24 protein-coding genes are annotated in these 23,613 nt (G+C 57.4%); 4 read left to right on the top strand and 20 right to left on the bottom strand.

The annotated features are described in order from the left end of the window. Positions 1-51: 51 nt before the first annotated feature. The 4 genes from pspG to ACVCAM_RS15155 form a co-directional block, all read right to left on the bottom strand. Positions 52-294: an envelope stress response protein PspG gene (pspG, locus tag ACVCAM_RS15140; RefSeq protein WP_023293521.1), complete on the bottom strand. Its 243-nt coding sequence runs from the start codon at positions 292-294 to the stop codon at positions 52-54. Between the two features lie 136 nt (positions 295-430). Continuing rightward, positions 431-1,426 carry a tRNA dihydrouridine(20/20a) synthase DusA gene (gene dusA / locus ACVCAM_RS15145; protein WP_407222969.1) on the bottom strand — a complete coding sequence of 332 codons (996 nt, stop codon included), beginning with the start codon at positions 1,424-1,426 and terminating at the stop codon, positions 431-433. An 82-nt stretch (positions 1,427-1,508) separates the two neighbouring features. Continuing rightward, positions 1,509-2,819, bottom strand: a complete 1,311-nt coding sequence (locus ACVCAM_RS15150; RefSeq protein ID WP_021242754.1) for a conjugal transfer protein TraF — start codon at positions 2,817-2,819, stop codon at positions 1,509-1,511. Between the two features lie 172 nt (positions 2,820-2,991). After that, on the bottom strand, positions 2,992-3,480 hold the full coding sequence (locus ACVCAM_RS15155; RefSeq protein ID WP_023293524.1) for a cupin domain-containing protein: 489 nt from the start codon (positions 3,478-3,480) through the stop codon (positions 2,992-2,994). Positions 3,481-3,595: 115 nt separating this feature from the next. On the opposite strand from ACVCAM_RS15155, the gene zur reads away from it, so the two are divergent. Beyond that, positions 3,596-4,108, top strand: a complete 513-nt coding sequence (gene zur / locus ACVCAM_RS15160; protein ID WP_008503369.1) for a zinc uptake transcriptional repressor Zur — start codon at positions 3,596-3,598, stop codon at positions 4,106-4,108. Between the two features lie 69 nt (positions 4,109-4,177). On the opposite strand, the gene ACVCAM_RS15165 is transcribed toward zur, so the two are convergent. The 4 genes from ACVCAM_RS15165 to ACVCAM_RS15180 all read right to left on the bottom strand — a co-directional run bounded on the left by ACVCAM_RS15165 (position 4,178) and on the right by ACVCAM_RS15180 (position 6,994). Continuing rightward, positions 4,178-4,387, bottom strand: a complete 210-nt coding sequence (locus tag ACVCAM_RS15165; RefSeq protein ID WP_014830284.1) for a CsbD family protein — start codon at positions 4,385-4,387, stop codon at positions 4,178-4,180. Positions 4,388-4,507: 120 nt separating this feature from the next. Then, complete coding sequence (gene dinF / locus ACVCAM_RS15170; protein ID WP_021242751.1) at positions 4,508-5,845, bottom strand: MATE family efflux transporter DinF; 1,338 nt, start codon at positions 5,843-5,845, stop codon at positions 4,508-4,510. A gap of 63 nt (positions 5,846-5,908) precedes the next feature. Beyond that, positions 5,909-6,517: a transcriptional repressor LexA gene (gene lexA, locus ACVCAM_RS15175; protein ID WP_008503366.1), complete on the bottom strand. Its 609-nt coding sequence runs from the start codon at positions 6,515-6,517 to the stop codon at positions 5,909-5,911. 108 nt (positions 6,518-6,625) lie between these two features. After that, a complete protein-coding gene (locus ACVCAM_RS15180; RefSeq protein ID WP_021242750.1) occupies positions 6,626-6,994 on the bottom strand; it encodes a diacylglycerol kinase in 369 nt (122 codons plus the stop codon). 154 nt (positions 6,995-7,148) lie between these two features. Here ACVCAM_RS15180 and plsB point away from each other — a divergent pair, with 154 nt between their 5' ends. Then, positions 7,149-9,569 (top strand): glycerol-3-phosphate 1-O-acyltransferase PlsB, encoded by a 2,421-nt coding sequence (gene plsB, locus ACVCAM_RS15185; protein WP_021242749.1) that lies wholly within the window; start codon positions 7,149-7,151, stop codon positions 9,567-9,569. A gap of 102 nt (positions 9,570-9,671) precedes the next feature. Here the strand turns inward: plsB and gntU are convergent, their stop codons facing one another. The 5 genes from gntU to ACVCAM_RS15210 form a co-directional block, all read right to left on the bottom strand. Beyond that, complete coding sequence (gene gntU, locus ACVCAM_RS15190; protein WP_014833577.1) at positions 9,672-11,012, bottom strand: gluconate transporter; 1,341 nt, start codon at positions 11,010-11,012, stop codon at positions 9,672-9,674. 3 nt (positions 11,013-11,015) lie between these two features. Further along, positions 11,016-11,543: a gluconokinase gene (gntK, locus tag ACVCAM_RS15195; RefSeq protein ID WP_407222968.1), complete on the bottom strand. Its 528-nt coding sequence runs from the start codon at positions 11,541-11,543 to the stop codon at positions 11,016-11,018. 126 nt (positions 11,544-11,669) lie between these two features. Then, positions 11,670-12,665: a gluconate operon transcriptional repressor GntR gene (gene gntR / locus ACVCAM_RS15200; RefSeq protein ID WP_021242747.1), complete on the bottom strand. Its 996-nt coding sequence runs from the start codon at positions 12,663-12,665 to the stop codon at positions 11,670-11,672. Between the two features lie 101 nt (positions 12,666-12,766). Next, on the bottom strand, positions 12,767-13,462 hold the full coding sequence (locus ACVCAM_RS15205) for a pirin family protein (RefSeq protein WP_023326496.1): 696 nt from the start codon (positions 13,460-13,462) through the stop codon (positions 12,767-12,769). Between the two features lie 122 nt (positions 13,463-13,584). Then, positions 13,585-14,622 (bottom strand): oxidoreductase, encoded by a 1,038-nt coding sequence (locus tag ACVCAM_RS15210; protein WP_063453166.1) that lies wholly within the window; start codon positions 14,620-14,622, stop codon positions 13,585-13,587. 256 nt (positions 14,623-14,878) lie between these two features. On the opposite strand from ACVCAM_RS15210, the gene yhhY reads away from it, so the two are divergent. Further along, positions 14,879-15,367: an N-acetyltransferase gene (yhhY, locus tag ACVCAM_RS15215; protein ID WP_069597759.1), complete on the top strand. Its 489-nt coding sequence runs from the start codon at positions 14,879-14,881 to the stop codon at positions 15,365-15,367. An 86-nt stretch (positions 15,368-15,453) separates the two neighbouring features. Here yhhY and ggt read toward each other — a convergent pair whose 3' ends face one another. Next, on the bottom strand, positions 15,454-17,199 hold the full coding sequence (ggt, locus tag ACVCAM_RS15220; protein WP_447093621.1) for a gamma-glutamyltransferase: 1,746 nt from the start codon (positions 17,197-17,199) through the stop codon (positions 15,454-15,456). A 123-nt stretch (positions 17,200-17,322) separates the two neighbouring features. Between ggt and ACVCAM_RS15225 the strand changes: the two genes are divergently transcribed. Next, positions 17,323-17,700, top strand: a complete 378-nt coding sequence (locus ACVCAM_RS15225; protein ID WP_023326493.1) for a DUF2756 family protein — start codon at positions 17,323-17,325, stop codon at positions 17,698-17,700. On the opposite strand, the gene ugpQ is transcribed toward ACVCAM_RS15225, so the two are convergent. The 6 genes from ugpQ to livF form a co-directional block, all read right to left on the bottom strand. Beyond that, positions 17,684-18,430: a glycerophosphodiester phosphodiesterase gene (gene ugpQ, locus ACVCAM_RS15230; protein ID WP_023326492.1), complete on the bottom strand. Its 747-nt coding sequence runs from the start codon at positions 18,428-18,430 to the stop codon at positions 17,684-17,686. The two genes, ACVCAM_RS15225 and ugpQ, sit on opposite strands and share 17 nt — an antisense overlap. Continuing rightward, a complete protein-coding gene (locus tag ACVCAM_RS15235; RefSeq protein ID WP_008503354.1) occupies positions 18,427-19,497 on the bottom strand; it encodes a sn-glycerol-3-phosphate import ATP-binding protein UgpC in 1,071 nt (356 codons plus the stop codon). The genes ugpQ and ACVCAM_RS15235 overlap by 4 nt, the downstream gene beginning before the upstream one ends. A 1-nt stretch (position 19,498) precedes the next feature. Beyond that, positions 19,499-20,344 (bottom strand): sn-glycerol-3-phosphate ABC transporter permease UgpE, encoded by an 846-nt coding sequence (ugpE, locus tag ACVCAM_RS15240; RefSeq protein ID WP_013099125.1) that lies wholly within the window; start codon positions 20,342-20,344, stop codon positions 19,499-19,501. Beyond that, positions 20,341-21,228: a sn-glycerol-3-phosphate ABC transporter permease UgpA gene (ugpA, locus tag ACVCAM_RS15245; protein WP_407222967.1), complete on the bottom strand. Its 888-nt coding sequence runs from the start codon at positions 21,226-21,228 to the stop codon at positions 20,341-20,343. Before ugpA ends, ugpE begins: the two co-directional genes overlap by 4 nt. Before the next feature lie 106 nt (positions 21,229-21,334). Then, the gene (gene ugpB / locus ACVCAM_RS15250; RefSeq protein ID WP_021242738.1) at positions 21,335-22,651 is read right to left on the bottom strand and encodes a sn-glycerol-3-phosphate ABC transporter substrate-binding protein UgpB; all 1,317 of its coding nucleotides are present in this window, start codon (positions 22,649-22,651) and stop codon (positions 21,335-21,337) included. Positions 22,652-22,899: 248 nt separating this feature from the next. After that, a complete protein-coding gene (gene livF, locus ACVCAM_RS15255) occupies positions 22,900-23,613 on the bottom strand; it encodes a high-affinity branched-chain amino acid ABC transporter ATP-binding protein LivF (protein ID WP_008500102.1) in 714 nt (237 codons plus the stop codon).

Consider the following 23,613-nt stretch of genomic DNA (forward strand, 5'->3'; position numbering starts at 1 on the left):
TAAGCCAGGCTGCCGGAAAAGTTACAACTCTGTGACGAACCCCTCAATACCTTAGTAACGGAAGCGGTTATTGCGCTGATAACTAGGCACTTTTGGCGATTTAATCGCCCGTATCACCCACACCGCCGCGACGGCCAGCAGTAACCACGGCAGCAGTTTGATCGTCAGGGCAAACAATCCGCCAATAAACATGACGACCGTCGCCACCACGATAGCCGCCAGAATGCCGAGCAGCGAAATGCCCGTTGCTAACAGCATGACAAAAAAGCCAATCACAAAAAGTAGTTCCAGCATGGTGCTCTCCCACGAGTTCCCGAATGATGCAGCAAACATTACAAGAATCATGCCAGACATAACGTGTTGTTCTTAAAGCAAAACGCCCCGCGAGAATTCGCAGGGCGTGGTGAATTTGACGAACTTTTAGCGAAAGTTATCGCTTGTCCGCCACCAGGCGCAACGCATGTTCCAGCACCTCAATATCGGCCCCGGCTTTATGGGCGTTTTCGCTCAGGTAGCGACGCCACTGACGCGCGCCCGGAATGCCCTGGAACAGCCCAAGCATATGGCGAGTGATATGGCCGAGATACGTACCGTTGCTCAGCTCGCGCTCAATGTAAGGATACATCGCACGCACGACGCCAACCGGATCGGTGTCTGCACCTTCGATGCCAAAGATTTCGCGATCGACCGTCGCCAGAATGCCCGGGTTCTGATACGCCTCGCGCCCGACCATCACCCCATCCATATGTTCAATATGCGCTTTGGCCTCTTCCAGCGACTTGATGCCGCCGTTAATGGACATCGTCAGGTGCGGGAAGTCACGCTTCAGCTGATACACGCGCGGGTAGTCCAGCGGCGGGATCTCACGGTTCTCTTTCGGACTCAGGCCGGAGAGCCAGGCTTTTCGCGCGTGGATGATAAACATCTCGCATTCGCCCTTGCCGGAGACCGTATTGATGAAATCGCACAGGAATTCGTAGCTGTCCTGGTCGTCAATCCCGATACGGGTTTTGACCGTCACCGGAATGGAAACGACGTCGCGCATCGCCTTGATACAGTCCGCCACCAGCTGCGCGTTCCCCATCAGGCAGGCGCCGAACATGCCGTTTTGCACGCGATCGGACGGGCAGCCAACGTTGAGGTTGATCTCGTCGTAGCCGCGCGCTTCAGCCAGCTTCGCGCACTGCGCCAGGGCGGCCGGATCGCTGCCGCCCAGCTGCAGGGCAACCGGATGCTCTTCTTCGCTATAGGCCAGATAGTCGCCCTTGCCGTGAATGATTGCGCCTGTGGTCACCATTTCGGTGTACAGCAGCGTATGGCGGGAGAGCTGGCGCAGGAAATAGCGGCAGTGTCTGTCCGTCCAGTCGAGCATTGGCGCAATGGAAAAACGGTGTGCAGGGAAAGCGGTCTGTAATTCTGACGACATGGCGAAGTTTTAAGCATCTGGTGGAAAAGGGGCGCTACTATAGCACAAAGAAAAGCCGGAGGCGCAGCGCCTCCGGTGGACTTTAGAACGTCATGCTCAGCTGAGCCCCTGCGCCCCAGGTTTCGTCTTCACCGTACAGGCCCATCAGGTCAACATGCACGGTGCTAAACGGCGCGAAACCGACACCGCCGGTAAAGACATTGCTGTCGTTACCCTTCACGTCGGCACGATAACCCGCACGCACCGCCAGCCAGCTCAGCGGCGTCACCTCGGCACCGACACCCACGTACTGCGACGTATCTTCGCTCTTGAAGCCTTTGGTTTCGGTCAGATCGCCATCGGCGGTCAGCGTCACCAGGTCGTTGTGCCAGGCAGCACCGGCGGTCACCAGCGGACGGATCTGATAGGTGTCTTTATAGCTCACCACTTCTCCCGTACGGCCGTTGCGAATACGGATGTCTTTGGTGTCGATATCACGCGACATCAGGTTTTGTCCGCTCACGCCCACGGTCCAGTGTTCGCCGAAATCGGCCGCAATACCGGCATCCACGTTGAAGCCCGTATCGTCAGTGCGGTAGCGGCTGTCGTTCCACTTGTTACTGTCGTAATCGTAGATTGACGTGGTGTAGTTATAGACCCAGGTTTTTTGCAGTTTTGGCGTAACCCCCACGGAAACCGGGACGCCACCCAGATCGAACTGACGGGCAACAGCAACACCGTAATCGGAGACTATCGCCGCCCGGCCGGATGCCGTTGAGTTGAGGTTTTTGGTGATCTGATCCGTACCATTCAGCGCAGCGTCCAGCGCGACACCGGCAGCCACGACATTGCTTCGTTGAATACGGCGAAGGTAATCAATATCTTGCTGATCGATAGACGAGCTCACCCGGCCATGGGCATAGCCTTTCGCCATGAAGGCTACCGAAAGGACATCGTTAGGGATACTCACCGCAAGCCCTGCCCCTGCCGTTGCGCGTGCGGTTTTGCCTTTGAGATAGTCCAGCTCATCGGCCAGATCTTTGGCCGCGCCCTGGAATTGATTAATGGAACCTAATGGATTGGTGATAATTTCTCGTGGCGTGAGATTATCAACCACATCCTTGTAGTGATTAATTTTGTCGTTGATGTTATCAATCTCGTCCTGAAGATTGTCTTCATCCGTGATTTGCGCGCCAACCGAAGGCAATATGACCGTCACATCATCGTCCGGTTTTGCCTTTGCCAGCAGCGCGGGGTTGATTAACGCCCCACTGCCATAGCTTCCCGAAGCCACGCCGGTGCCACCCATTGCGTCGCTGCGTGATTCTGTCCAGGTATTGGCTGCTCCCGCCTGATTTGCCATAAACAAGGAGACAGCAATGCTAACCACCGAAAATTTAAAATTTTTTTTCACAGTATGCCCGTTATAGTCTGTTATGAAATAACCCCTGTCTGTTATCACCCAAACAGGAACGAACTATTGCTGTGAATAAGTAGTAAAAGACCCGCTATTTCTTTCCCTAAGTAAAACTCCCTTACGGCCTGTTATATTTTGTGACGGCCCTCAATATTTATAGAAGAGGAAATTATTTTTTCCCAGGTTTTCCATCATGCGGCCCAAAAAACTGCGGGGGATGATCTACCCAGCGATCTTCCCGCGTGGCGGCATACACGGGGTTGAGCGGGTAGTAGATGCGGTTGTGCTTCTTGTTGGCCTCGCCAACGACCAGGAGCCGAACCTCATCGTCCGTGTTGTTGATAAAGGTATGACAGATGCCGGTTCCGGCGGGAAAACCTACGCTGTCGCCAGGCTCCAGTTTCCACAAGTGGCCGTTAATCCAGGCTTCAGGGTAGCCTTCGAGCACGTAAACAAACTCTTCTTCGTCGCTCTCCGCATGCGGATAGGACGTTCTGCGCCCAGGCGGCAGGCGCTCATGATGGATGCCAATACGCCCGAGCCCAAGCTTGCGAGCCAGCGGTGCACCAATGGAAAACAGCTCATCGCTGTCGGGGTAGGTCGAGTCATCCGCGCCTTCCACGTCGCGCCAGTGTCGAATGCAGTCAGGTCTTTTCATTCTGGTTCTCCCGGTTTTCGATGGGTCAGGTATAGCACAGACTGGCGGATCTCGGTGTTTTTAGCAGAACATGATAAAGTGAAGGTTTTCCGTCCTATAACATCCGGGGTGCTACATGGATAAGTCCACAAAAGAGCTGTTAGCGCAGGCCGAAAAGCTGTGTGCGCAACGCAATGTGCGCCTGACTCCGCAGCGCCTTGAAGTATTACGTCTGATGAGCCTGCAGCAGGGTGCCATCAGCGCCTACGATCTTCTGGATCTGCTCCGCGAAAGCGAGCCGCAGGCAAAGCCGCCGACGGTCTATCGCGCGCTGGATTTCCTGCTTGAACAAGGGTTCGTGCACAAGGTGGAATCTACCAACAGCTATGTGCTATGCCATCTGTTCGATCAGCCCACCCACACATCGGCGATGTTTATCTGTGACCGCTGCGGCGTGGTGAAAGAAGAGGCTGCGGAAGGCGTGGAAGATATTATGCATACGCTGGCAGCGAAAATGGGCTTTGCCCTGCGTCATAACGTGATTGAAGCGCACGGGCTCTGTTCCGCGTGCGTGGAGGTGGAAGCCTGTCGCCATCAGGACGCGTGTCAGCACGACCACTCTATCCTGGTGAAGAAAAAGCCGCGTTAGCGGCAAATGAAAAGGCGGCTCATGGCCGCCCTCAGGGTGTACTTCCTTGTACTTTCGGGTGTAGCCCGGTTACCAGCGGTAGTCGTTGCGTTTTTCCCAGTCGCCCACTTCTTTTTCCGCCTGGTCTTTTGCGTAGCCGTAACGCTCCTGGATTTTACCGACAAGCTGATCGCGTTTACCTTCGATGACGGTCATGTCGTCATCCGTCAGCTTACCCCACTGTTCTTTCGCTTTACCTTTGAACTGCTTCCAGTTGCCGCCGATTTCGTCTTTATTCATCATCGTGTCCTCTTCGTTAAGCGTCGGGTCGTAACGTCCGTTACGTTCTTTTCTGCTGGACGTGATAATTATTGTAGTTAAGGATTCCGTGGTTAATTTCATATTCGGAATCTTTAACCGTCACGATATATCGGAGCGCGAGGGAAACCAGGTATTGTTTTGCCAGTGCCGGTGCCAGATAAACGCCAGCGATAACCCGCGCAGCGAGAGGAAGACGGCCAGGGCCAGCCATAAACCATGATTCCCCAGCCAGGGGAGCGTCAGGAGCGTCAGGCCAAATCCGGCCGCCGCGACAGCCATACTGTTGCGCATTTCGGCTCCGCGCGTCGCCCCAATAAACATGCCGTCCAGCAGATAACACCAGACGCCAACCACCGGTAAGACGACTTGCCAGATGAGATAGTGGCTCGCCAGCTCGCGCAGCGCAGGGAGAGAGGTAAGCAATGCAACGATCTGCTCACCGAAGCAGGCGTAAACCAGACCAAAGGCCAGCGCCACCAGCCCCGACTGACGGCAGGCAGCCCGCCACACCTCCCGAAGCTGCCCGCTTTCGCGCGCGCCGTACGCCTGCCCGGAATGCGCTTCAACCGCGTAGGCAAATCCGTCCAGCGCATAGGCGGTAAAGGTCAGAAGCGTCATCAATACCGCATTCACCGCAACGATTTCCGGCCCCAGTCGAGCCCCGAAAACCGTCAGCGCGCCGAAGCAGAGCTGAAGAAGAAGCGAGCGCAGCATGATGTCACGGTTGAGCGCCAGCAGCTTACGGATATTGCCGCGCCATGCGGTTTTGAGCAGCGCCAGGGAGATCCCGCGCATGGCCAGCACACGCCGGACCATCCACAAGCCAATGATAAAGGTTCCGTATTCGGCAATCGCCGTCGCCAGCGCCGCGCCCTGCACGTTCATATGCAGACCCATGACCAGCCAGACGTCCAGAACAATGTTGAGCAGATTACCCACCACCAGCAAAATCACGGGCGCGCGGGCGTACTGCACGCCCAGTAGCCACCCCAGCAGAACCAGGTTTGCCAGCGAGGCGGGTGCGCTGAGCCAGCGGATTTCCAGGAACCGTCGCGCCTGCGCCAGTACCGCTTCGCTGCCACCGACGATATGAAGCGCAAGATCGATCAGGGGGGCCCGCAATACAACGATTAACGCACCCGCGCCAAGCGCGAGGATTAGCGGCTGCACCAGTGCGCGCGCCAGACGCAGCGGATCTTTCGCGCCATAAGCCTGTGCGGTAAGACCGGTGGTACTCATGCGCAAAAAGAGCAGCAGCATAAACAGGAAGCTGGTTGCCGTCGCGCCAATCGCCACGCCGCCAAGATAAACCGGTGAATCAAGATGGCCTATAACGGCAGTATCAACCAGCCCCAGCAAGGGCACGGTAATATTGGAGAAAATCATCGGCAGGGCAAGACGCCACAATGCCTTATCTGATGCCGTCAGTAGTGACATGCAAAATACCGGGAAAGGAGGATGAAGCAGGCTACAGCAGAAGCGTAGCCTGTCAGGAAGAGATTACAGCCATTCACCGTTGCGAATCACGCCTACCGCCAGACCTTCAATAGAGAAGCTCTGTTCGCGGAGGTCGACCACAATCGGGGTGAACTCGCTGTTTTCGGGCAGCAACTGAACAGTGTTACCCTGCTTTTTCAGACGCTTAACGGTCACTTCGTCATCAATGCGTGCGACCACCACCTGGCCGTTTCGCACGTCCTGGGTTTTATGCACCGCAAGCAGATCGCCATCAAGAATGCCGATGTCTTTCATCGACATGCCGCTGACGCGCAGCAGGAAATCAGCGCTCGGTTTGAACATGCCGGGATCGACCTGGTAGTGACCTTCAATATGCTGTTGTGCCAGCAGCGGCTCACCTGCAGCAACGCGGCCTATCAGCGGAATGCCCGTCTCTTCTTCCACCAGCAGGCGGATACCACGCGACGCGCCTGACACAATCTCAATCACACCCTTACGCGCCAGCGCTTTCAGGTGTTCCTCGGCAGCATTCGGAGAACGGAAGCCCAGACGCTGCGCGATTTCCGCACGCGTGGGTGGCATACCCGTCTGGCCGATATGATCCCGAATGAGATCAAACACCTCTTGCTGCCTGGTCGTTAACGCTTTCATTCCGCCCCCTGGGTGTATATACAGTTATGCTGTGAGTATATACAGTCAAAGGCGATTTTGGAACCAAAAACTGCACAAAAAACCAGGGACTTAATTATTCCTCGAGGCTCATCGGAAATGTGACCAAAGCAGGGTGACCCAGGTGATAACGGCAGTGATAATCGCCAGCAACACGGCAGCAGAGCCCATGTCTTTTGCACGGCCAGAAAGCTCATGGAAATCGGAACCAATGCGATCAACAACGGCCTCAATAGCGCTATTAAGAATTTCCACTATCATCACCAGAAGTACGGAACCGATAAGCAGTACGCGGGTAATCGCATCAACATCAAGGAAACAGGCAACGATCACCGCGATGATTGCGGCGACACCCTCCTGGCGAAAAGCGGCTTCGTTGACCCATGCGGCACGGAAACCTTTCCATGAATAGCCGGCGGCTTTGATGATACGCGTTAACCCAGTGGTATTATTGGCCATTAAAAGAACCTTTTTTAAAAAAGAGCGTCATTAACATGAGGCGGAGCGCGTTTCGCTACAGCCTGAAGTATGACGGGTAACAACAGAAATTTTGCGCGCTTTCTGTTATCCTTGCGCCGCAATTGCATTATTAACCAGAGGCTTTACATCGTTTATGTCCGGCTGGCCACGAATTTACTACAAATTACTTAATTTACCATTAAGCATCCTGGTAAAAAGCAAGTCTATCCCAGCAGAACCCGCGCTGGAACTGGGGCTCGATACGTCGCGCCCTATTATGTACGTTTTGCCTTATAACTCGAAGGCAGACTTACTGACGCTTCGCGCCCAGTGTCTGGCGCATGACTTACCTGACCCGCTTGAACCGCTGGAAGTTGACGGTACGCTGCTGCCGCGCTACGTCTTCATCCACGGCGGGCCGCGCGTGTTTACCTATTACACGCCGAAAGAAGAGTCCATCAAGCTGTTCCATGACTATCTCGACCTGCACCGCAGCAACCCCGATCTGGATGTGCAGATGGTGCCGGTATCGGTGATGTTTGGTCGTCGTCCGGGTCGTGAAAAAGGCGAAGAGAATCCGCCGCTGCGCATGCTTAACGGCATCCAGAAGTTCTTCGCGGTCTCCTGGCTGGGACGCGACAGCTTCGTGCGTTTCTCCCCGTCAGTTTCGCTGCGTCGCATGGCGGACGAGCACGGCACCGACAAGATCATCGCGCAAAAACTGGCGCGCGTGGCGCGTATGCACTTCGCCCGTCAGCGCCTGGCGGCCGTAGGGCCACGCCTCCCGGCGCGTCAGGACCTGTTCAACAAGCTATTGGCTTCAAAAGCGATTGCCCGCGCCGTTGAAGATGAAGCGCGCAGCAAGAAAATTTCGCATGAGAAAGCTCAGCAGAACGCCATTGCGCTGATGGAAGAGATCGCAGCGAACTTCTCTTACGAGATGATTCGCCTGTCCGATCGTATTCTCGGCTTTACCTGGAACCGCCTGTATCAGGGTATCAACGTCCATAACGCCGAGCGCGTGCGTCAGCTGGCGCACGATGGCCATGAGATTGTCTATGTCCCCTGCCACCGCAGCCACATGGACTACCTGCTCCTTTCCTACGTGCTCTATCACCAGGGGCTGGTGCCACCGCACATCGCAGCCGGTATCAACCTGAACTTCTGGCCCGCGGGCCCGATTTTCCGCCGCCTGGGCGCGTTCTTTATTCGTCGTACCTTCAAGGGCAACAAGCTCTACTCCACCGTGTTCCGCGAGTATCTGGGCGAGCTGTTCAGCCGCGGCTATTCCGTGGAGTACTTCGTGGAGGGCGGTCGTTCCCGTACCGGTCGTCTGCTCGATCCGAAGACCGGCACGCTGTCGATGACCATCCAGGCCATGCTGCGCGGCGGTACGCGTCCGATCACGCTGGTGCCTATCTACATCGGCTACGAGCACGTGATGGAAGTGGGCACGTACGCGAAAGAGCTGCGTGGCGCGACCAAAGAGAAAGAGAGCCTGCCGCAGATGCTGCGCGGCTTGAGCAAGCTGCGCAATCTCGGTCAGGGCTACGTGAACTTCGGCGAGCCGATGCCGCTGATGACCTACCTGAACCATCACGTGCCGGAGTGGCGCGAGTCCATCGATCCTATCGAAGCGGTGCGTCCGGCCTGGCTGACGCCAACGGTTAACGGCATCGCATCCGAGCTGATGGTGCGCATTAACAACGCCGGTGCGGCTAACGCCATGAACCTGTGCTGTACGGCACTTCTGGCTTCGCGTCAGCGCTCGCTGACCCGTGAACAGCTTACGGAGCAGCTGGATTGCTATCTGGACATGATGCGTAACGTGCCGTATTCGGTTGACTCGACCGTGCCTTCTGCAACCGCCAGTGAACTTATCGATCACGCGTTGCAGATGAACAAGTTTGAAGTGGAGAAGGACACGATCGGCGACATCATCATTCTGCCGCGCGAGCAGGCGGTGCTGATGACCTACTACCGCAACAACATCACGCATATGCTGATGCTGCCGTCGCTCATGGCCGCCATTATTACCCAGCATCGTCATATCTCCCGTCAGGAGCTATTGCGCCATCTTGAGACCATCTATCCAATGCTGAAAGCGGAGCTGTTCCTGCGCTGGAGTAAGGATGAGCTGGCGACAGAACTGGATAAGATGACGGAAGAGATGCGTCGCCAGGGGCTGATTACCCTGAACAACGACGAGCTGCACATCAATCCGTCACGCTCCCGCACCCTGCAGCTGCTGGCGGCCGGTGCGCGCGAAACGCTGCAGCGCTACGCCATCACGTTCTGGCTGCTGAGCGCGAACCCGTCCATCAACCGCGGTACGCTGGAGAAAGAGAGCCGGACGCTGGCCCAGCGCCTGTCCGTTCTGCACGGCATTAACGCCCCTGAATTCTTCGACAAAGCGGTCTTCAGTTCTCTGGTGCTGACGCTGCGCGATGAAGGCTTCATCAGCGATACGGGTGATGCCGAGCCGGAAGAGACGCTGAAGGTGTACCAGATGCTGGCAGAACTGATTACCTCGGACGTGCGCTTAACGATTGAGAGCGCCACGCAGGGCGAGTAACACAATGCCGGGTTATGGCCCGGCCTGACGCCCTGGATAATAAAAAGGCCCGGTAAGCGCTGACGCTACCGGGCCTTTTTTTGCCTTGTTAAATCATTGCATTTAGCTGAGCAGCGTAAAGGCAATCATCCCGACAATTGCACCCGTCGTGCCGAGGATAGTTTCCATCAGCGTCCAGGTTTTCAGGGTTTGCGCTTCGGTGGCACCGGTAAACTTACCGAACAGCCAGAAGCCGGCGTCGTTAACGTGAGAGACCACAATCGAACCGCCCGCGATACAGATAGAGAGCGCGGCCATCTGGGCACCGGAGTAGTTCAGCTGTTCAATCACCGGCATCACCAGACCCACGGCGGTTAAACACGCCACGGTGGCGGAACCCTGGATGATACGCACCGCCGCAGCCAGCACAAAGCAGGTGACCGCAATCGGCAAGCCCATCCCGGTCAGCGCTTCGCCCAGAGCCGGGCCCACGCCGGAATCCACCAGCACCTGCTTGAACACGCCGCCTGCACCGATCACCAGCAGGATAATCCCCGCAGGCTGCAGCGCCGCACCGCAGATCTCCATCACCCGGTCTTTTGGCATCCCCTGACGCATCGCCAGGCCGTAAATCGCCACCAGGCACGCCACCAGGATCGCCGTGAACGGATGACCAATGAACTCAAACCATTCGTAGGCGGTAGAACCGACCGGCACAAAGCGCGCGGCGATGGTTTTCAGGCCCACCAGCACCAGAGGCAGCAGGATCAGCGACAGGCTGAAGCCGAAGGATGGCATTTTGCCCTCGCCCAGGTGCGGCTCGGTAATGTCGTCCGGAATGTGCAGCTCAACGTAACGGCTGATGAAGTTGCCCCACAGCGGACCGGCGATAATCATCCCCGGGATTGCCGCGCACAGGCCAATCAGGATCATCCAGCCAAAGTCGGCGTGCATCTGGGAGGCCAGCAGCATCGGGGCAGGCCCCGGCAGCAGAAACGCTGCGGCTGCCGCCACGCCCGCAAACAGCGGAATGACCAGCTTCACGAGGTTAGTGCCGGTATGGCGCGCCATGGAGAAGGCGACGCTTATCAGCAGCACAACGGCCACTTCGAAGAACAGCGGCAGCGCGCAAATCAGACCGGCCAGACCAATCGCGTAGTGCGCGCGGCTGTGGCCGAAGGATTTCAGCATCTTGACGGCAATCTGGTCGACCGCGCCCGTCTCGTGCAAAATCTTGCCAAACATCGCACCCAGCGCGACCACAATCGCCAGGAAGCCCAGCGTACCGCCCATCCCTTTTTCCATCGTCGCGGCGATCTTGTCGAGCGGCATACCGGAAAAGAGACCAGCACCAATAGAAACCACCATCAAAGCAACAAAGGCGTGCATACGCGCCTTCATCACTAAAAACAGCAGCAGCAATACCGAACCTACTGCTGTCAAAACTAGCGTTAATGTACTCAAAACTTACTGCCTTTTATTAATGACCTCGATGGTGCTGGCAACAACACCCTCCAGTGACTGATCGATATCAACCACTAAGACGTCTTTCTCGTCTTCACCCGGCTCCTGCAGCGCTTCGAACTGCGTTACCAGCATCTGGGTTTTGAAGAAGTGACCTTTGCGCGCCTTCAGGCGGCTTTCAATCACCTCGAAATCCCCTTTCAGGTAGATGAAAGAGAGGTTCGGATTGCCGTCACGCAGCAGATCGCGGTAGGTTTTTTTCAGCGCGGAGCAGACGATCAGGGAGACTTTATTGGTGCGCTGCATCGCGAACGCGGCGTCGTTCAGCGCCTGCAACCACGGTTTGCGGTCGTCGTCGTTCAGCGGCTCGCCGGAGGCCATTTTCATGATGTTGCTGCGCGGATGGAGGAAGTCGCCATCAAGAAACGCAGCCTGGAGTTGATGCGCCACTTCGCTGGCCACGGCTGATTTCCCGCTACCGGAAACGCCCATCAGGACGTAGACGTGGTGATCGTGATTATTCGTGCTCAAAGGGTGTCCCTCAGTCAATTGTTACGGGTAACAGTTATCGGTAACATTGTCCTGCCGGGGCAAAAGAGAAGCAATATCCAAACGTGCGCGAAGTGAATAACTGTGAGCTACTTCAAATTTGTCAGTTCAAATAGATCCACCCGGTGACAAGGTGAAACCTAAATCTAACATTTTCGGCGTAACCGTCTCGCCACGAATGCGCGCCAGCAGGCGTTCTGCGCCAATGCGGCCCATACGTTCACGCGGCGTCAGGACGCTCGCCAGACGCGGCTCCATCACCTGACCGATGTCATGGCCGTGGAAACCGGCGATCGCCATATCATCAGGGATCTTCAGCCCCAGACGCTGGCACTCAAACGCTGCGCCGACCGCAAGGTCATCGTTGGTACAGAAAATACCGTCCAGTTGCGGATACTCGCGTCGCGCCTGACGCATCAGCTCAATACCCGACGTATAGGAAGAGGACTGCTCCACCATCACGCTGTACGGGGTTAAGTTCGCGTCGAGCATCGCCTGCTCGTATCCCTTCTGTTTGATGATAGTACGTTCATCAAGACGCGCACCCAGATAGGCGATATGACGATGCCCGCGGGCGATGATGGCCGCCGTCATCTGGCGCGCCGCTTCGAAGTTATCAAACCCCACGGCGATGTCGAGGCATGGCGACTGGCTGTCCATCAGCTCCACGACTGGGATACCGGCCACTTCAATCATTTTGAGCGTGCGGGCAGTGTGGGTTCGTTCGGTTAAAATCAGGCCGTCAATGTTCCAGGAAAGCATCGATTCAAGACGTTCCTCTTCGAGTTCCGGCTTGTACCCGTAGTGGGCGAGCATGGTCTGGTAGCCAAACGCATCGGTAACGCTTTCGATTCCACGTAATACTTCGGCGAAAACCTGGTTGGTCAAAGAAGGAAGCAGAACGCCCACCGCGCGGCTGGTCGCATTGGAGAGAATATCGGGCGCGCGGTTGGGGATATAACCCAGTTCATCAAGGGCAGCGGCAATCTTGCCACGTAACGCCACGGAAACCTGTTCCGGGTTACGTAAAAAACGGCTGACCGTCATTTTGGTCACACCGACGCGATCGGCGACATCCTGAAGTACGGGGCGTTTCTTTTTCATCGTCCTGAGAAATCTTGAAGTGAGAGATTTGCTCAGTTTACCACGGACAAAGCCCATCCTTCCCCTGTCAAAGGGAAGGATGGGGATTTATTTATGTATTATTACACCGGCGGCAGGTCAAACAGCAGAATTTCGCTTTCGCTGTCGGCGTGCACGGAGATCGCCTGCTCGTCCCAGATGGCCAGACCATCGGCGGTTGTCGCTTTGGTCCCGTTGATGGACACGTCGCCTTTCACCACCTGGATCCAGACGCGGCGGTTAGCGGCAATCTGATGCACGGACTGTTCATTTTTCGCCAGCGCCCAGCGGTACAGCTCCATATCCTGATGCACTTTCAGGGAACCTTCACGCGCATCCGGGGAGAGCACCAGCTGTTTACCCTGTTTGGCGTCGAAGCGGCGCTGCTCGTAGCGCGGCGTGATGCCGGTCTCTTCTGGAATGATCCAGATTTGATACAGGTGCAGTTTTTCCGTTTTGCTTGGGTTGTACTCGGAGTGACGCACCCCGGTACCCGCGCTCATAATCTGGAACTCGCCCGCCGGAACCTGCTCTTTGTTGCCCATGCTGTCCTGGTGCTCAACCGCGCCTTCCAGCACATAGGTCAGGATTTCCATGTCTTTGTGCGGGTGGGTACCAAAGCCCTGGCCTGCATCAATCACGTCGTCGTTAATCACGCGCAGTGCGGAGAAGCCCATGAAGTTCGGGTCGTAGTAGTCGGCAAACGAGAATGAATGCCATGAGTCCAGCCAGCCATGATTCGCGTGACCACGTTCGTTTGCTTTGCGTAAGTAGATCATTGTTTCACCCTCAGTTCGTTTCGATGGAGTAAGTGTGGACGCAAACGGCCTGGGATCATAGGGGGTGAAAATTGACTCCTCTGTTCAAAAATTGTGAACAAGTGCAGAGGAGCCGTTTTTGCTTATTTCGCGAGGGTTACCGTGGCAGGAGAAGCCTGTTCGAAGGCCCGCTCAAGGATTTCGAGGTTAGTCAGAACGTCAGATTCCTTGACGTAATTCGCCGTGCCGTTTGTGAGGGTCTCAAACAGCGCATCATAGACGCGGCCATAGTCGCCGGTTTCCGGCTTCAGCGTTTCTTTGACCGTCACGCCCTCATCGTTCACATACTCCAGCACGCCCACGGAATCGTCCGCCGCAAAGCCTGGTTCACCGGGCATGATATTGGCCTTCAGGCTGGTCTCCTGCTGGTCGATACCGTATTTGATAAACGAACCTTTAGTGCCGTGAACGATAAATTTCGGGTAGTCGATCTTCACCAGGTGGCTGGTTTTGACGATGGCTTTAAGGTCGCCGTAGAAAAGCTGGGCTTCGAAGGTATCGTCCGGGTTGGCTTTGTTGCGCAGGCTGCGAATGTCATACGCCACGTGGTCCGGGCGGCCAAACAGGGAGATGATCTGGTCCATGGTGTGCACCCCCAGCCCGTAGAACGAACCATCCTGCGGCAGTCCGGGTTGGGTTTCCGCCACCGGACGGTAGTAATCGAAGTGGCTTTCGATCTCCACAATGTCGCCGAGCTTGCCGCTTTCAATCGCTTTTTTTGCCGTCAGGAAGCAGCTGTCAAAGCGACGGTTCTGGTACGGCGTGACGGTCAGGCCTTTACTTTTCGCCAGCGCGAACAGCGCTTTCGCTTCGGCGATGGTCGGGGTGAACGGCTTTTCTACCAGCACGTTTTTACCCGCATTGAGCGCGCGTTTCGCATAGTCAAAATGGCTGTCGGCGTGGGTGCAGACAACCACCAGCGTGACCTGCGGATCGTTAAGCACGTCATCGAGATCGCTGGTGAAGTGGATGTGGGAATACTGAGGAGATTGCTCTTCCGGCTTCGCGCGGCGGCGGTAGATATGGGCCACATGCCAGGTATCTTTACGGTTGAGGACATACGGCAGGTGATAGCGGGTGGTGCTTTTACCAAATCCAATAAATGCGCAATGTAGTGTCATGGCTCAGTCCTTTTGGAAGGTTACTGAGTCTAACCATAACAAAAAAAAAGCCAGCTAAAAGCTGGCTAAAGTAATACTGGAAGCAATGTGAGCAATGTCGTGCTTTCAGGTTCCCGTAGCGGTCTTCCTGAATGCAGAGCAATAATAATCATTCTCATTCGCACTTGTCCAATACTTTTTGCAAAAAATAGCGGTTGACTCAAATTTTAAAGTCATCGATGTTGGAAGGGCCTTTTAACTGACTGAGGAACAAGGAATGAGTGAGATAGTGATACGCCATGCGGAACCGAAAGATTATGACGCCATTCGTCAGATCCACGCCCAACCGGAGGTGTACCACAACACACTACAGGTTCCTCATCCGTCTGAGCAAATGTGGCAAGAACGACTCACCGACCAGCCCGGCATTAAGCAACTGGTCGCCTGTATAGACGGTCATGTCGCCGGGCATCTGTGCATCGCCGTCGCGCAACGCCCACGCCGCAGCCATGTGGCTGATTTTGGGATTTGTGTCGGCGCGCAGTGGCAAAACCGGGGCGTTGCCAGCGCGCTGATGCGCACCATGATTGATATGTGCGATAACTGGCTGCGCGTTGACCGCATTGAGCTGACGGTGTTTGTCGATAACGAGCCGGCGATTGCGGTGTACAAAAAATACGGGTTCGAAATTGAAGGCACCGGCAAGCGCTATGCCCTGCGCAACGGCGAATATGTGGACGCGTATTATATGGCGAGAATGAAGTAATGATTTGCCGGGTGGCGGCTTCGCCTTACCCGGCCTACGTTCGTGCAGTTGTAGGCCCGGTAAGCGCAGCGCCACCGGGCAACACATCAATACCCCGCCGTCAAATCATCCACCGAACGCGGGTCTGATGCGCCAAACAGCGCTCCGTCCGGCCCCACCATAATGCTCTGGGTGCTGCCCATCGCCTCCTTCACCGCCACCTTCTGCCCACGCTGCTCAAGCAGTTTAATGGTGTCCGGGCTAAAGCCCTTCTCGACGCGCAGCTCGTCCGGCAGCCACTGGTGGTGGAAACGCGGGGCGTTAGTCGCATCGGCGACGTTCATCCCAAAGTCGATGCTGTTCACCACCATCTGCAATACGGTGGTGATAATCCGGCTGCCGCCCGGGCTACCGGTTACCAGCCAGGTTTTGCCCTCTTTTACCACGATGGTGGGCGACATGGACGACAGCGGACGTTTCTTCGGCCCTACCGCGTTCGCATCGCCGCCGACCAGCCCGTAGACGTTCGGCACGCCCGGCTTGGCAGAGAAGTCATCCATCTCGTTGTTCAGCAGAATGCCGCTGTTGCCCGCCACAATCCCGGTTCCGAAGGTGGTGTTGAGCGTATAGGTCACCGCCACCGCGTTACCGTCTTTATCCACCACCGAGAAGTGGGTGGTTTGGTTGCTTTCATACGGCGCCAGCTTGCCGGGGCGGATCTCGCTCGACGGCTTAGCCTTGTTGATGTCGATCTGATCGGCAATAGATTTGGCATAGGCTTTATTAGTCAGCGCCTGCCACGGCACCTTCACGAAGTCCGGGTCGCCGAGATATTCCGAGCGGTCGGCATAGGCGCGTTTTTCCGCTTCCGCCATCACCTGCATGGCGTCCGCGCTGCCGAAGCCGAACTTGTGCATATCGAAGTTTTCAAGAATGTTGAGGATCTGCACGATGTGAATGCCCCCGGAAGACGGCGGCGGCATGGAGAAGACCTCGTACCCGCGGTAGGTGCCGCTAATCGGCTCGCGCTCCACCGCCTTGTAGTCCGCCAGATCCGCTTTGGTGATGAGCCCGCCGTTCTTCTGCATCTCTTCCGCAATCTGGTCGGCAATCGCCCCTTTGTAGAAGGCGTCCGGGCCGTGCTCCGCAATCAGCTCCAGGCTTTTGGCGAGGTTCTTCTGCACCAGCTTATCGCCCTTCTTCAGCGGTTCACCGTCTTTCCAGAAGATCGCCTTACTGTTTTCGTGATTCGGGATGACTTCGCTGCCGTAGGTTTTGAGGTCGTCCGCCAGGGCGTCATTCACCACAAAGCCCTCCCGCGCCAGCTTGATAGCAGGCTGCACCACCTTGTTCAGCGGCATCGTGCCGTATTTTTCCAGCGCCAGCGAGAAGCCCGCAACGGTGCCCGGCGTGCCGGAGGCCAGGTGCGAGGTCAGGGATTTTTTACTGTCTGGGTTACCCTGGTCGTCGAGGAACATGTCCCGTGACGCCTGAGAAGGCGCCATTTCACGGAAGTCGATGGCGGTGGTTTTCCCGTCTTTGGTGCGCAGCATCATAAAGCCGCCGCCGCCCAGGTTCCCCGCCTGCGGGTGCGTCACCGCCAGCGCATAGCCGACGGCGACCGCCGCATCCACCGCGTTACCGCCCTGCCTGAGAATATCGACGCCCACGCGGGTCGCCAGCGCATCCACCGACGCCACCATGCCGTGGGTTGCCCGCACGGGATGAAAGACATCTTCCTCCACGCCGTAAGAGACCGGAGGCGCCGCGGGCGGGTTGGCCGCCACGCTAAATGTACCGCCTGCCATCAGCGCGGCGAGGGCGACCCAGCGCAAAAACGTTGGTTTCATCATTATTGTTCTCCAGGTGAAGGGATCCATATTCCCCGCTTAAGCCTGGTTCACAACTCCTAAAAAATCATCGTCATGGTGAAATCAGGGTAAACTTAAGAGAGACCTCAAGAGGAGGAAATGACAATGAAACGCTTGATGATTCTTACGGCGCTGATCCCCTTTGCCGCGCTCGCACAGCCACTCAACACCATGAATAACCCGAACCAGCAGGGTTATGTCATCCCGAGCCAGCAGCGTATGCAGACCGAGATGATGAGCCAGCAACAGCAGCAAAAAGGGATGCTGAATCAGCAGCTGAGAACGCAGACCCAGATGCAGCAGCAAAGCCTGCAAAATCAGATGAACGCCAACACCCAGCGCGTGCAGCAGGGGCAGGTGCGCGAGCAGCCGCTGCCGAACAAAAATGGCGGAATGTTAGGTGGGATGACCTCGTCAGGCAGCGGACAGCAGCATATGCTGCCGCCGCAGTCGAATGGCAGTATGCTTAATCCGCAGAACTAAAGTCCGGGCCGATCAGGTCAATCGCATCGGTACAGATGCTGTCCACGCCCCAGCGCAGCAGTTCGGCCGCACGCTGGGGTTTGTTGACGGTGTAAACCAGAATATGCAGTCCCGCGTCTTTCAGCACCTTCACCCGCGCCTCATCCAGCAGCTTGTGATTAAGATGAATAGAGACACACGCTAAGCGCGTCGTCAGCTCGCGCCAGTCCTCGCGCCACTCGTCCAGCAATAGCCCGCGCGGCAATTCCGGCACGGCCGCCTGCGCCGCCTCCAGGGCGTCAATTTCAAACGAGGAGAGCAGCGGCGCGGTCATCCCTTCCCACAGCTCGCGCGCGGCCAGGGCAATGACTTTGCCCGTCAGCGGCCCGGTGCCGGTGGTCGGTTTGATTTCGATATTGGCCATCATGCCGTGCTGGCGACAGCGATCGGCCACTTCCGCCAGCAGCGGCAGCGGTTCGCCTTTGAATTCGCCGCTGTACCAGCTTCCGGCGTCGACTTTCAGCAGATCGCGCCACGGCAGCTCGCCCGCCACGCCCCAGCCGTTGCTGGTGCGTTCGAGGTTATCGTCATGCAGCAGGAAAATCTCGCCGTCTTTCGACAGCTTGGCGTCGAACTCGATCATGGTGTGGCCGTAACGCGCGCCAACATCAATCGCCGCCAGGGTGTTCTCCGGCGCCAGCTTACCGCCGCCGCGGTGGGCGACGACGTGGGGATAAGGCCAGTTGCTCATACTCGTTGTCCTGTTTCACCGTCAAACAGGTGCAGATGATTTTCCGGCAGGTGCAGCCACAGCGTGCTGCCTGCTTTCGGGCGCTCCTGATGCGCCAGACGCACCACCATCTTTTGCTCGCCCCAGCGCCCGTGCGCCAGGTTATCTGCACCTAACATCTCCAGCGTGTCCATCACCAGCGGCACGCCGCCTTCCGCCTGAGAGGTTAAACCGATATGTTCCGGGCGGATACCGAGCGTCATCTTACGCCCGGCGTAGCCACGATAGTACCAGTTGATCGGCAATGCCATCCCGCTTTCCAGCTCAAAGTGCGTGCCCGTGCTGCTGATGCGCCCTTCGAGCAGGTTCATCGCCGGGCTGCCGATAAAGCTCGCCACAAAGCGGGTGGCCGGTTTCTCGTAGACTTCCACGGGGGTACCAATCTGCTCGGCAACGCCTTTGTTCATCACCATCACGCGCTGGGCGAGGGTCATGGCCTCAACCTGATCGTGGGTGACGTACAGTGACGTGGTTTTCAGACGACGGTGCAGCTGCTGCAGCTCAAGACGCATCTGCACGCGCAGCTTGGCGTCGAGGTTAGAGAGCGGCTCATCGAAGAGGAATACCGCCGGATCGCGCACGATGGCGCGCCCCATCGCCACGCGCTGGCGTTGGCCGCCGGAGAGTTCGCGCGGGCGGCGCTTGAGCAGGCCGTCCAGCTCCAGAATGCGCGCCGCTTCTTTCACGCGCTCCTCAATATGGCCTTTGCCCATGCCGCGGATTTTCAGCCCCCAGGCCATGTTCTCCTCCACGCTCATGTGCGGGTAGAGAGCGTAGTTCTGGAACACCATCGCGATGCCCCTGTCTTTCGGCTCCATCTCGGTGACGCGCTGGCGGTCAATCCAGATATCCCCGGACGTTACGCGCTCCAGCCCCGCCACCATGCGCAGCAGCGTAGATTTGCCGCAGCCGGACGGGCCGACCATCACGATAAACTCCCCGTCCGCCACGTCGAGCGTGAGCGGCTGAATCACCTGGGTTTTGCCGTCCCAGCTTTTGGTTACTGCCTGAAGTTTTAAACCTGCCATCTTATTTCTCGCTATCGACCAGGCCGCGGACAAACGCGCGCTGCATGGCTAAAACAATGACTACGGGTGGGATGAGGGTGAGCAGCATCGCCGCCATCACCTGGTTCCAGAGGGTGGTGCCTTCGCCGGTGGCAATCATGCCTTTGATGCCCGCCACGGCGGTGCCGAGATTGACGTCCTGAATAATCAGCAGCGGCCACAGGTACTGGTTCCAGCCGTAGATAAAGGTGATCACAAACAGCGCCGCAAGGTTGGTTTTCGACAGCGGCAGCACGATGTCGCGGAAGAAGCGCATCGGCGACGCGCCGTCGATGCGCGCGGCTTCAATCAGCTCGTCCGGCAGGGTCATAAAGAACTGGCGGAACAGGAAGGTGGCGGTCGCCGAGGCCATCAGCGGCAGGGTTAGGCCCGCGTAGCTGTCGAGCATCTTCAGGTTGGCGATCACTTCCACCGTCGGGAAGATACGCACCTCCACCGGCAGCATCAGGGTGATGAAAATCATCCAGAAAAAGAGGTTACGCAGCGGAAAACGGAACCAGACGATGGCGAAGGCCGAGAGCATCGACACCGTAATTTTGCCGACCGTAATGCCGAACGCCATGATGAAGCTGTTGAGCATCATCAGCCAGAACGGCGCGCTGTTGGCGCCCACGCCCTGGGTCCAGATGGTCTTCATGTTCTCGAACAGATGCGTGCCTGGGATCAGCGTCATCGGCGTATCGAACACCGCTTTGGTGTCCAGCGTGGCGGCGACAAAGGCCACGTACAGTGGAAACAGGATGACGATGATCCCCAGAATCAGCATGGTGTGGCTGAAAATCGTCAGCCCACGACGGTTCTCAATCATTGGTAGCGCACCTTACTTTCGACATAACGGAACTGCACCACCGTGAGGATGATGACGAGGAACATCAGCACCACCGACTGCGCGGCGGAGGCCGAGAGATCCAGCCCGGCGAAGCCTTCGCGGTAGATTTTATAAATCAGCGTGGTGGTCGCCTGCACCGGACCGCCTGCGGTCGCCGCATCGATCACCGGGAAGGTGTCGAAGAAGGCGTATACGAGGTTAACCACCAGCAGGAAGAAGCTCACCGGGGCAATCAGCGGCAGCGACAGCCTGAAGAAGCGACGAATCGGCCCTGCCCCGTCAATGGCGGCGGCCTCCACCAGCGAACGCGGGATGGACTGCAGCGCGGCAAAGAAGAACAGGAAGTTGTAGCTGATCTGCTTCCACACCGAGGCGAATACCACCAGGAACATGGCCTGACCGCTGTTCTGGGCGTGGTTCCAGTCGTAGCCGAACTCTGCCAGGAAATGGGTAAGCAACCCGCGACCGGGGTTAAACAGGAAAATCCACAGCACGGCGGCGACGGCGGGCGCCACGGCGTACGGCAGCAGCATCAGGGTCTGATACAGGCGGCTGCCGCGCACCACATAGTCCACCAGCGCGGCGAAAAACAGCGAGGCAACAAGGCCGCTGACGGTGACCAGCGCGCTGAACCTGATCGTCGTCCAAAAGGCGTCCAGGTAGTAGCTGTCATGGAACAGCGCGGTAAAGTTGTCCAGCCCGACAAACTGGCTGGAGAGCCCAAACGGATCGACGCTTTGTACCGAGTACCACAGCGCTTCGCCCGCAGGCCAGATAAAGAAGATAACGGTGATGACCAGCTGAGGCGCGACCAGCAGGTACGGCAGCCAGCGGGAACGGAACACCGGACGGGATGATGACATTGAGATTGGGTTCCTGAGCAATGCCGGGTGGCGGCTACGCCTTACCCGGCCTACATGGGGCACATCGTAGGCCCGGTAAGCGCAGCGCCACCGGGCGAATCACGGATTACGATTTCGTCGACTGCTCAAAGCGGCGCAGCAGCTGATTCCCGCGCTCTACCGCGGAATCCAGCGCCTGCTGTGGCGTTTTCTTCCCGGTCCAGACGCTTTCCAGCTCTTCATCCACGATGGTGCGGATCTGCGGCATGTTGCCCAGACGCAGGCCTTTGGTGAACGGCAACGGCGGCTTGTTCAGCATCTGACGCGTCGCGATATCCGCGCCCGGGTTTTTGCTGTAGAAGCCCTGCTCGCGGGTCAGATCGTACGCGGCTTTGGTGATCGGCAGGTAGCCGGTCTTCTGGTGCCATTCAGCAGCGTTTTCCGGCTTCGCCAGGAAGTCAAGGAACTCGGCCACGCCTTTGTAGGTGCCCTTGTCTTTACCCTGCATCACCCACAGGCTCGCCCCGCCGATGATGGCGTTCTGCGGCGCGCCCTTCACGTCGGCATCGTACGGCATCATGCCCACGCCGTAGTTGAATTTGGCGTAGTGGCGGATATCCGCCAGCGAGCCGGACGAGGCGGTGGTAATGGCGCAATCGCCGTTGTAGAACTTCTCGGTGGATTCGTCTTTACGCCCGAAGTAGCTGAAGTCACCCTTCTTGTTGAGTTCTTCCAGCAGCGCGATGTGCTTCACCTGCTCCGGCTTGTTGAACTCCAGTACCGCGTCGGTGCCGTCGAAGCCGTTGTTTTTGGTCGCCACCGGCAGGCCGTGCCAGGCGCTGAAGTTTTCGATCTGGATCCAGCCCTGCCAGCCGCTGGCGTAGCCGCACTTCATTCCCGCCGCTTTCAGCTTCGCGGTGTATTCGGCCAGGTCCTGCCAGGTTTTTGGCGGCTGCTCCGGATCTAAACCGGCTTTCTTGAAGGCGTCTTTGTTGTAGTACAGCACCGGCGTGGAGCTGTTAAACGGCTGAGACAGCAGATGTCCGGTTTTGGAATCGGTGTAGTAACCCGCTACGGTTGGCACGAACTGGGATTCATCGAAGTTAATACCCGCTTCTTTGAACACTTCATAGACCGGCTTGATGGCTTTGGAGGCCATCATGGTGGCGGTGCCCACTTCATAAACCTGTAACAGTGCAGGCGCGTTGCCGGTACGGAAGGCGGCGATGCCCGCGCTCAGGCTCTGCTCGTAGTTGCCTTTGTACACCGGCACAATTTTGTAATCCGGATGGGTGTCGTTGAAACGCTGCGCCAGGGAGTCAACTTCTTTACCCAACTCCCCTTCCATGGAATGCCAGAACGGAATGGTCGTCACAGCCATTGCGTTCGTCGCAAAAGCCAGACCCAATGCCAGACCCAAAGCTGTGTGTCGTAACGATGTCATTGTCATCTCTCTTATTGTGCCGGATGCGCGATATCACGCGTTTTATGCTCGCGAGGTAACATGACATGCTCGAATGACAGAAAAATAACTGTTTGTTTACAGATAAGTGACAGCAAAGGGTCAGGGGGATGATGGTTGTGTGAAGGGGTGTAGTGGTTAAAAAAAGCCGGGTGGCGGCTACGCCTTACCCGGCCTGGTCGATCCCTGTAGGCCCGGTAAGCGCAGCGCCACCGGGCGATACAGACGGCTCAGCCGCCCAGGTAAGCGCTCCGCACCGCTTCGTTCGCCAGCAGTGCGTCTCCGGTATCCTCAAGCACCACGCGGCCGTTCTCCAGCACGTAGCCACGGTCAGCCAGCTTCAGCGCCTGGTTGGCGTTCTGCTCAACGAGGAAGATGGTCATCCCCTCTTTACGCAGCTGCTCAATGGTGTCGAAGATCTGCTGGATGATGATCGGCGCCAGGCCGAGCGACGGCTCATCCAGCAGCAGCAGGCGCGGCTGGCTCATCAGCGCGCGGCCGATCGCCAGCATCTGCTGTTCACCGCCGGACATGGTGCCCGCACGCTGGATGCGACGCTCCCACAGGCGCGGGAAGAGTTCGTACACCCACTTGATGCGGGTCTGGTATTCATCGCGGTGGGCGAAGAAGCCGCCCATCGCCAGGTTCTCTTCCACCGTCATACGCGAGAACACGCGACGCCCTTCCGGAACAATCGCCACCGCCTCGCGCATGATTCTGGCGGTCTGCCAGTCGGTAATGTCTTTGCCGTCAAACACAATCCGCCCGCTGGTGGCGCGCGGGTCACCGCACAGGGTGCCGAGCAGCGTGGTCTTACCCGCGCCGTTGGCGCCAATCAGGGTGACGATTTCACCCTGGTTGATATGCAGGCTGACGTCGTGCAGCGCCTGGATCTTGCCGTAGTGCGCATTGACCTTGTCGAACGTTAACATCGCTTTTTCCAT

The organism is Enterobacter sp. CFEC122 (assembly GCF_052983755.1).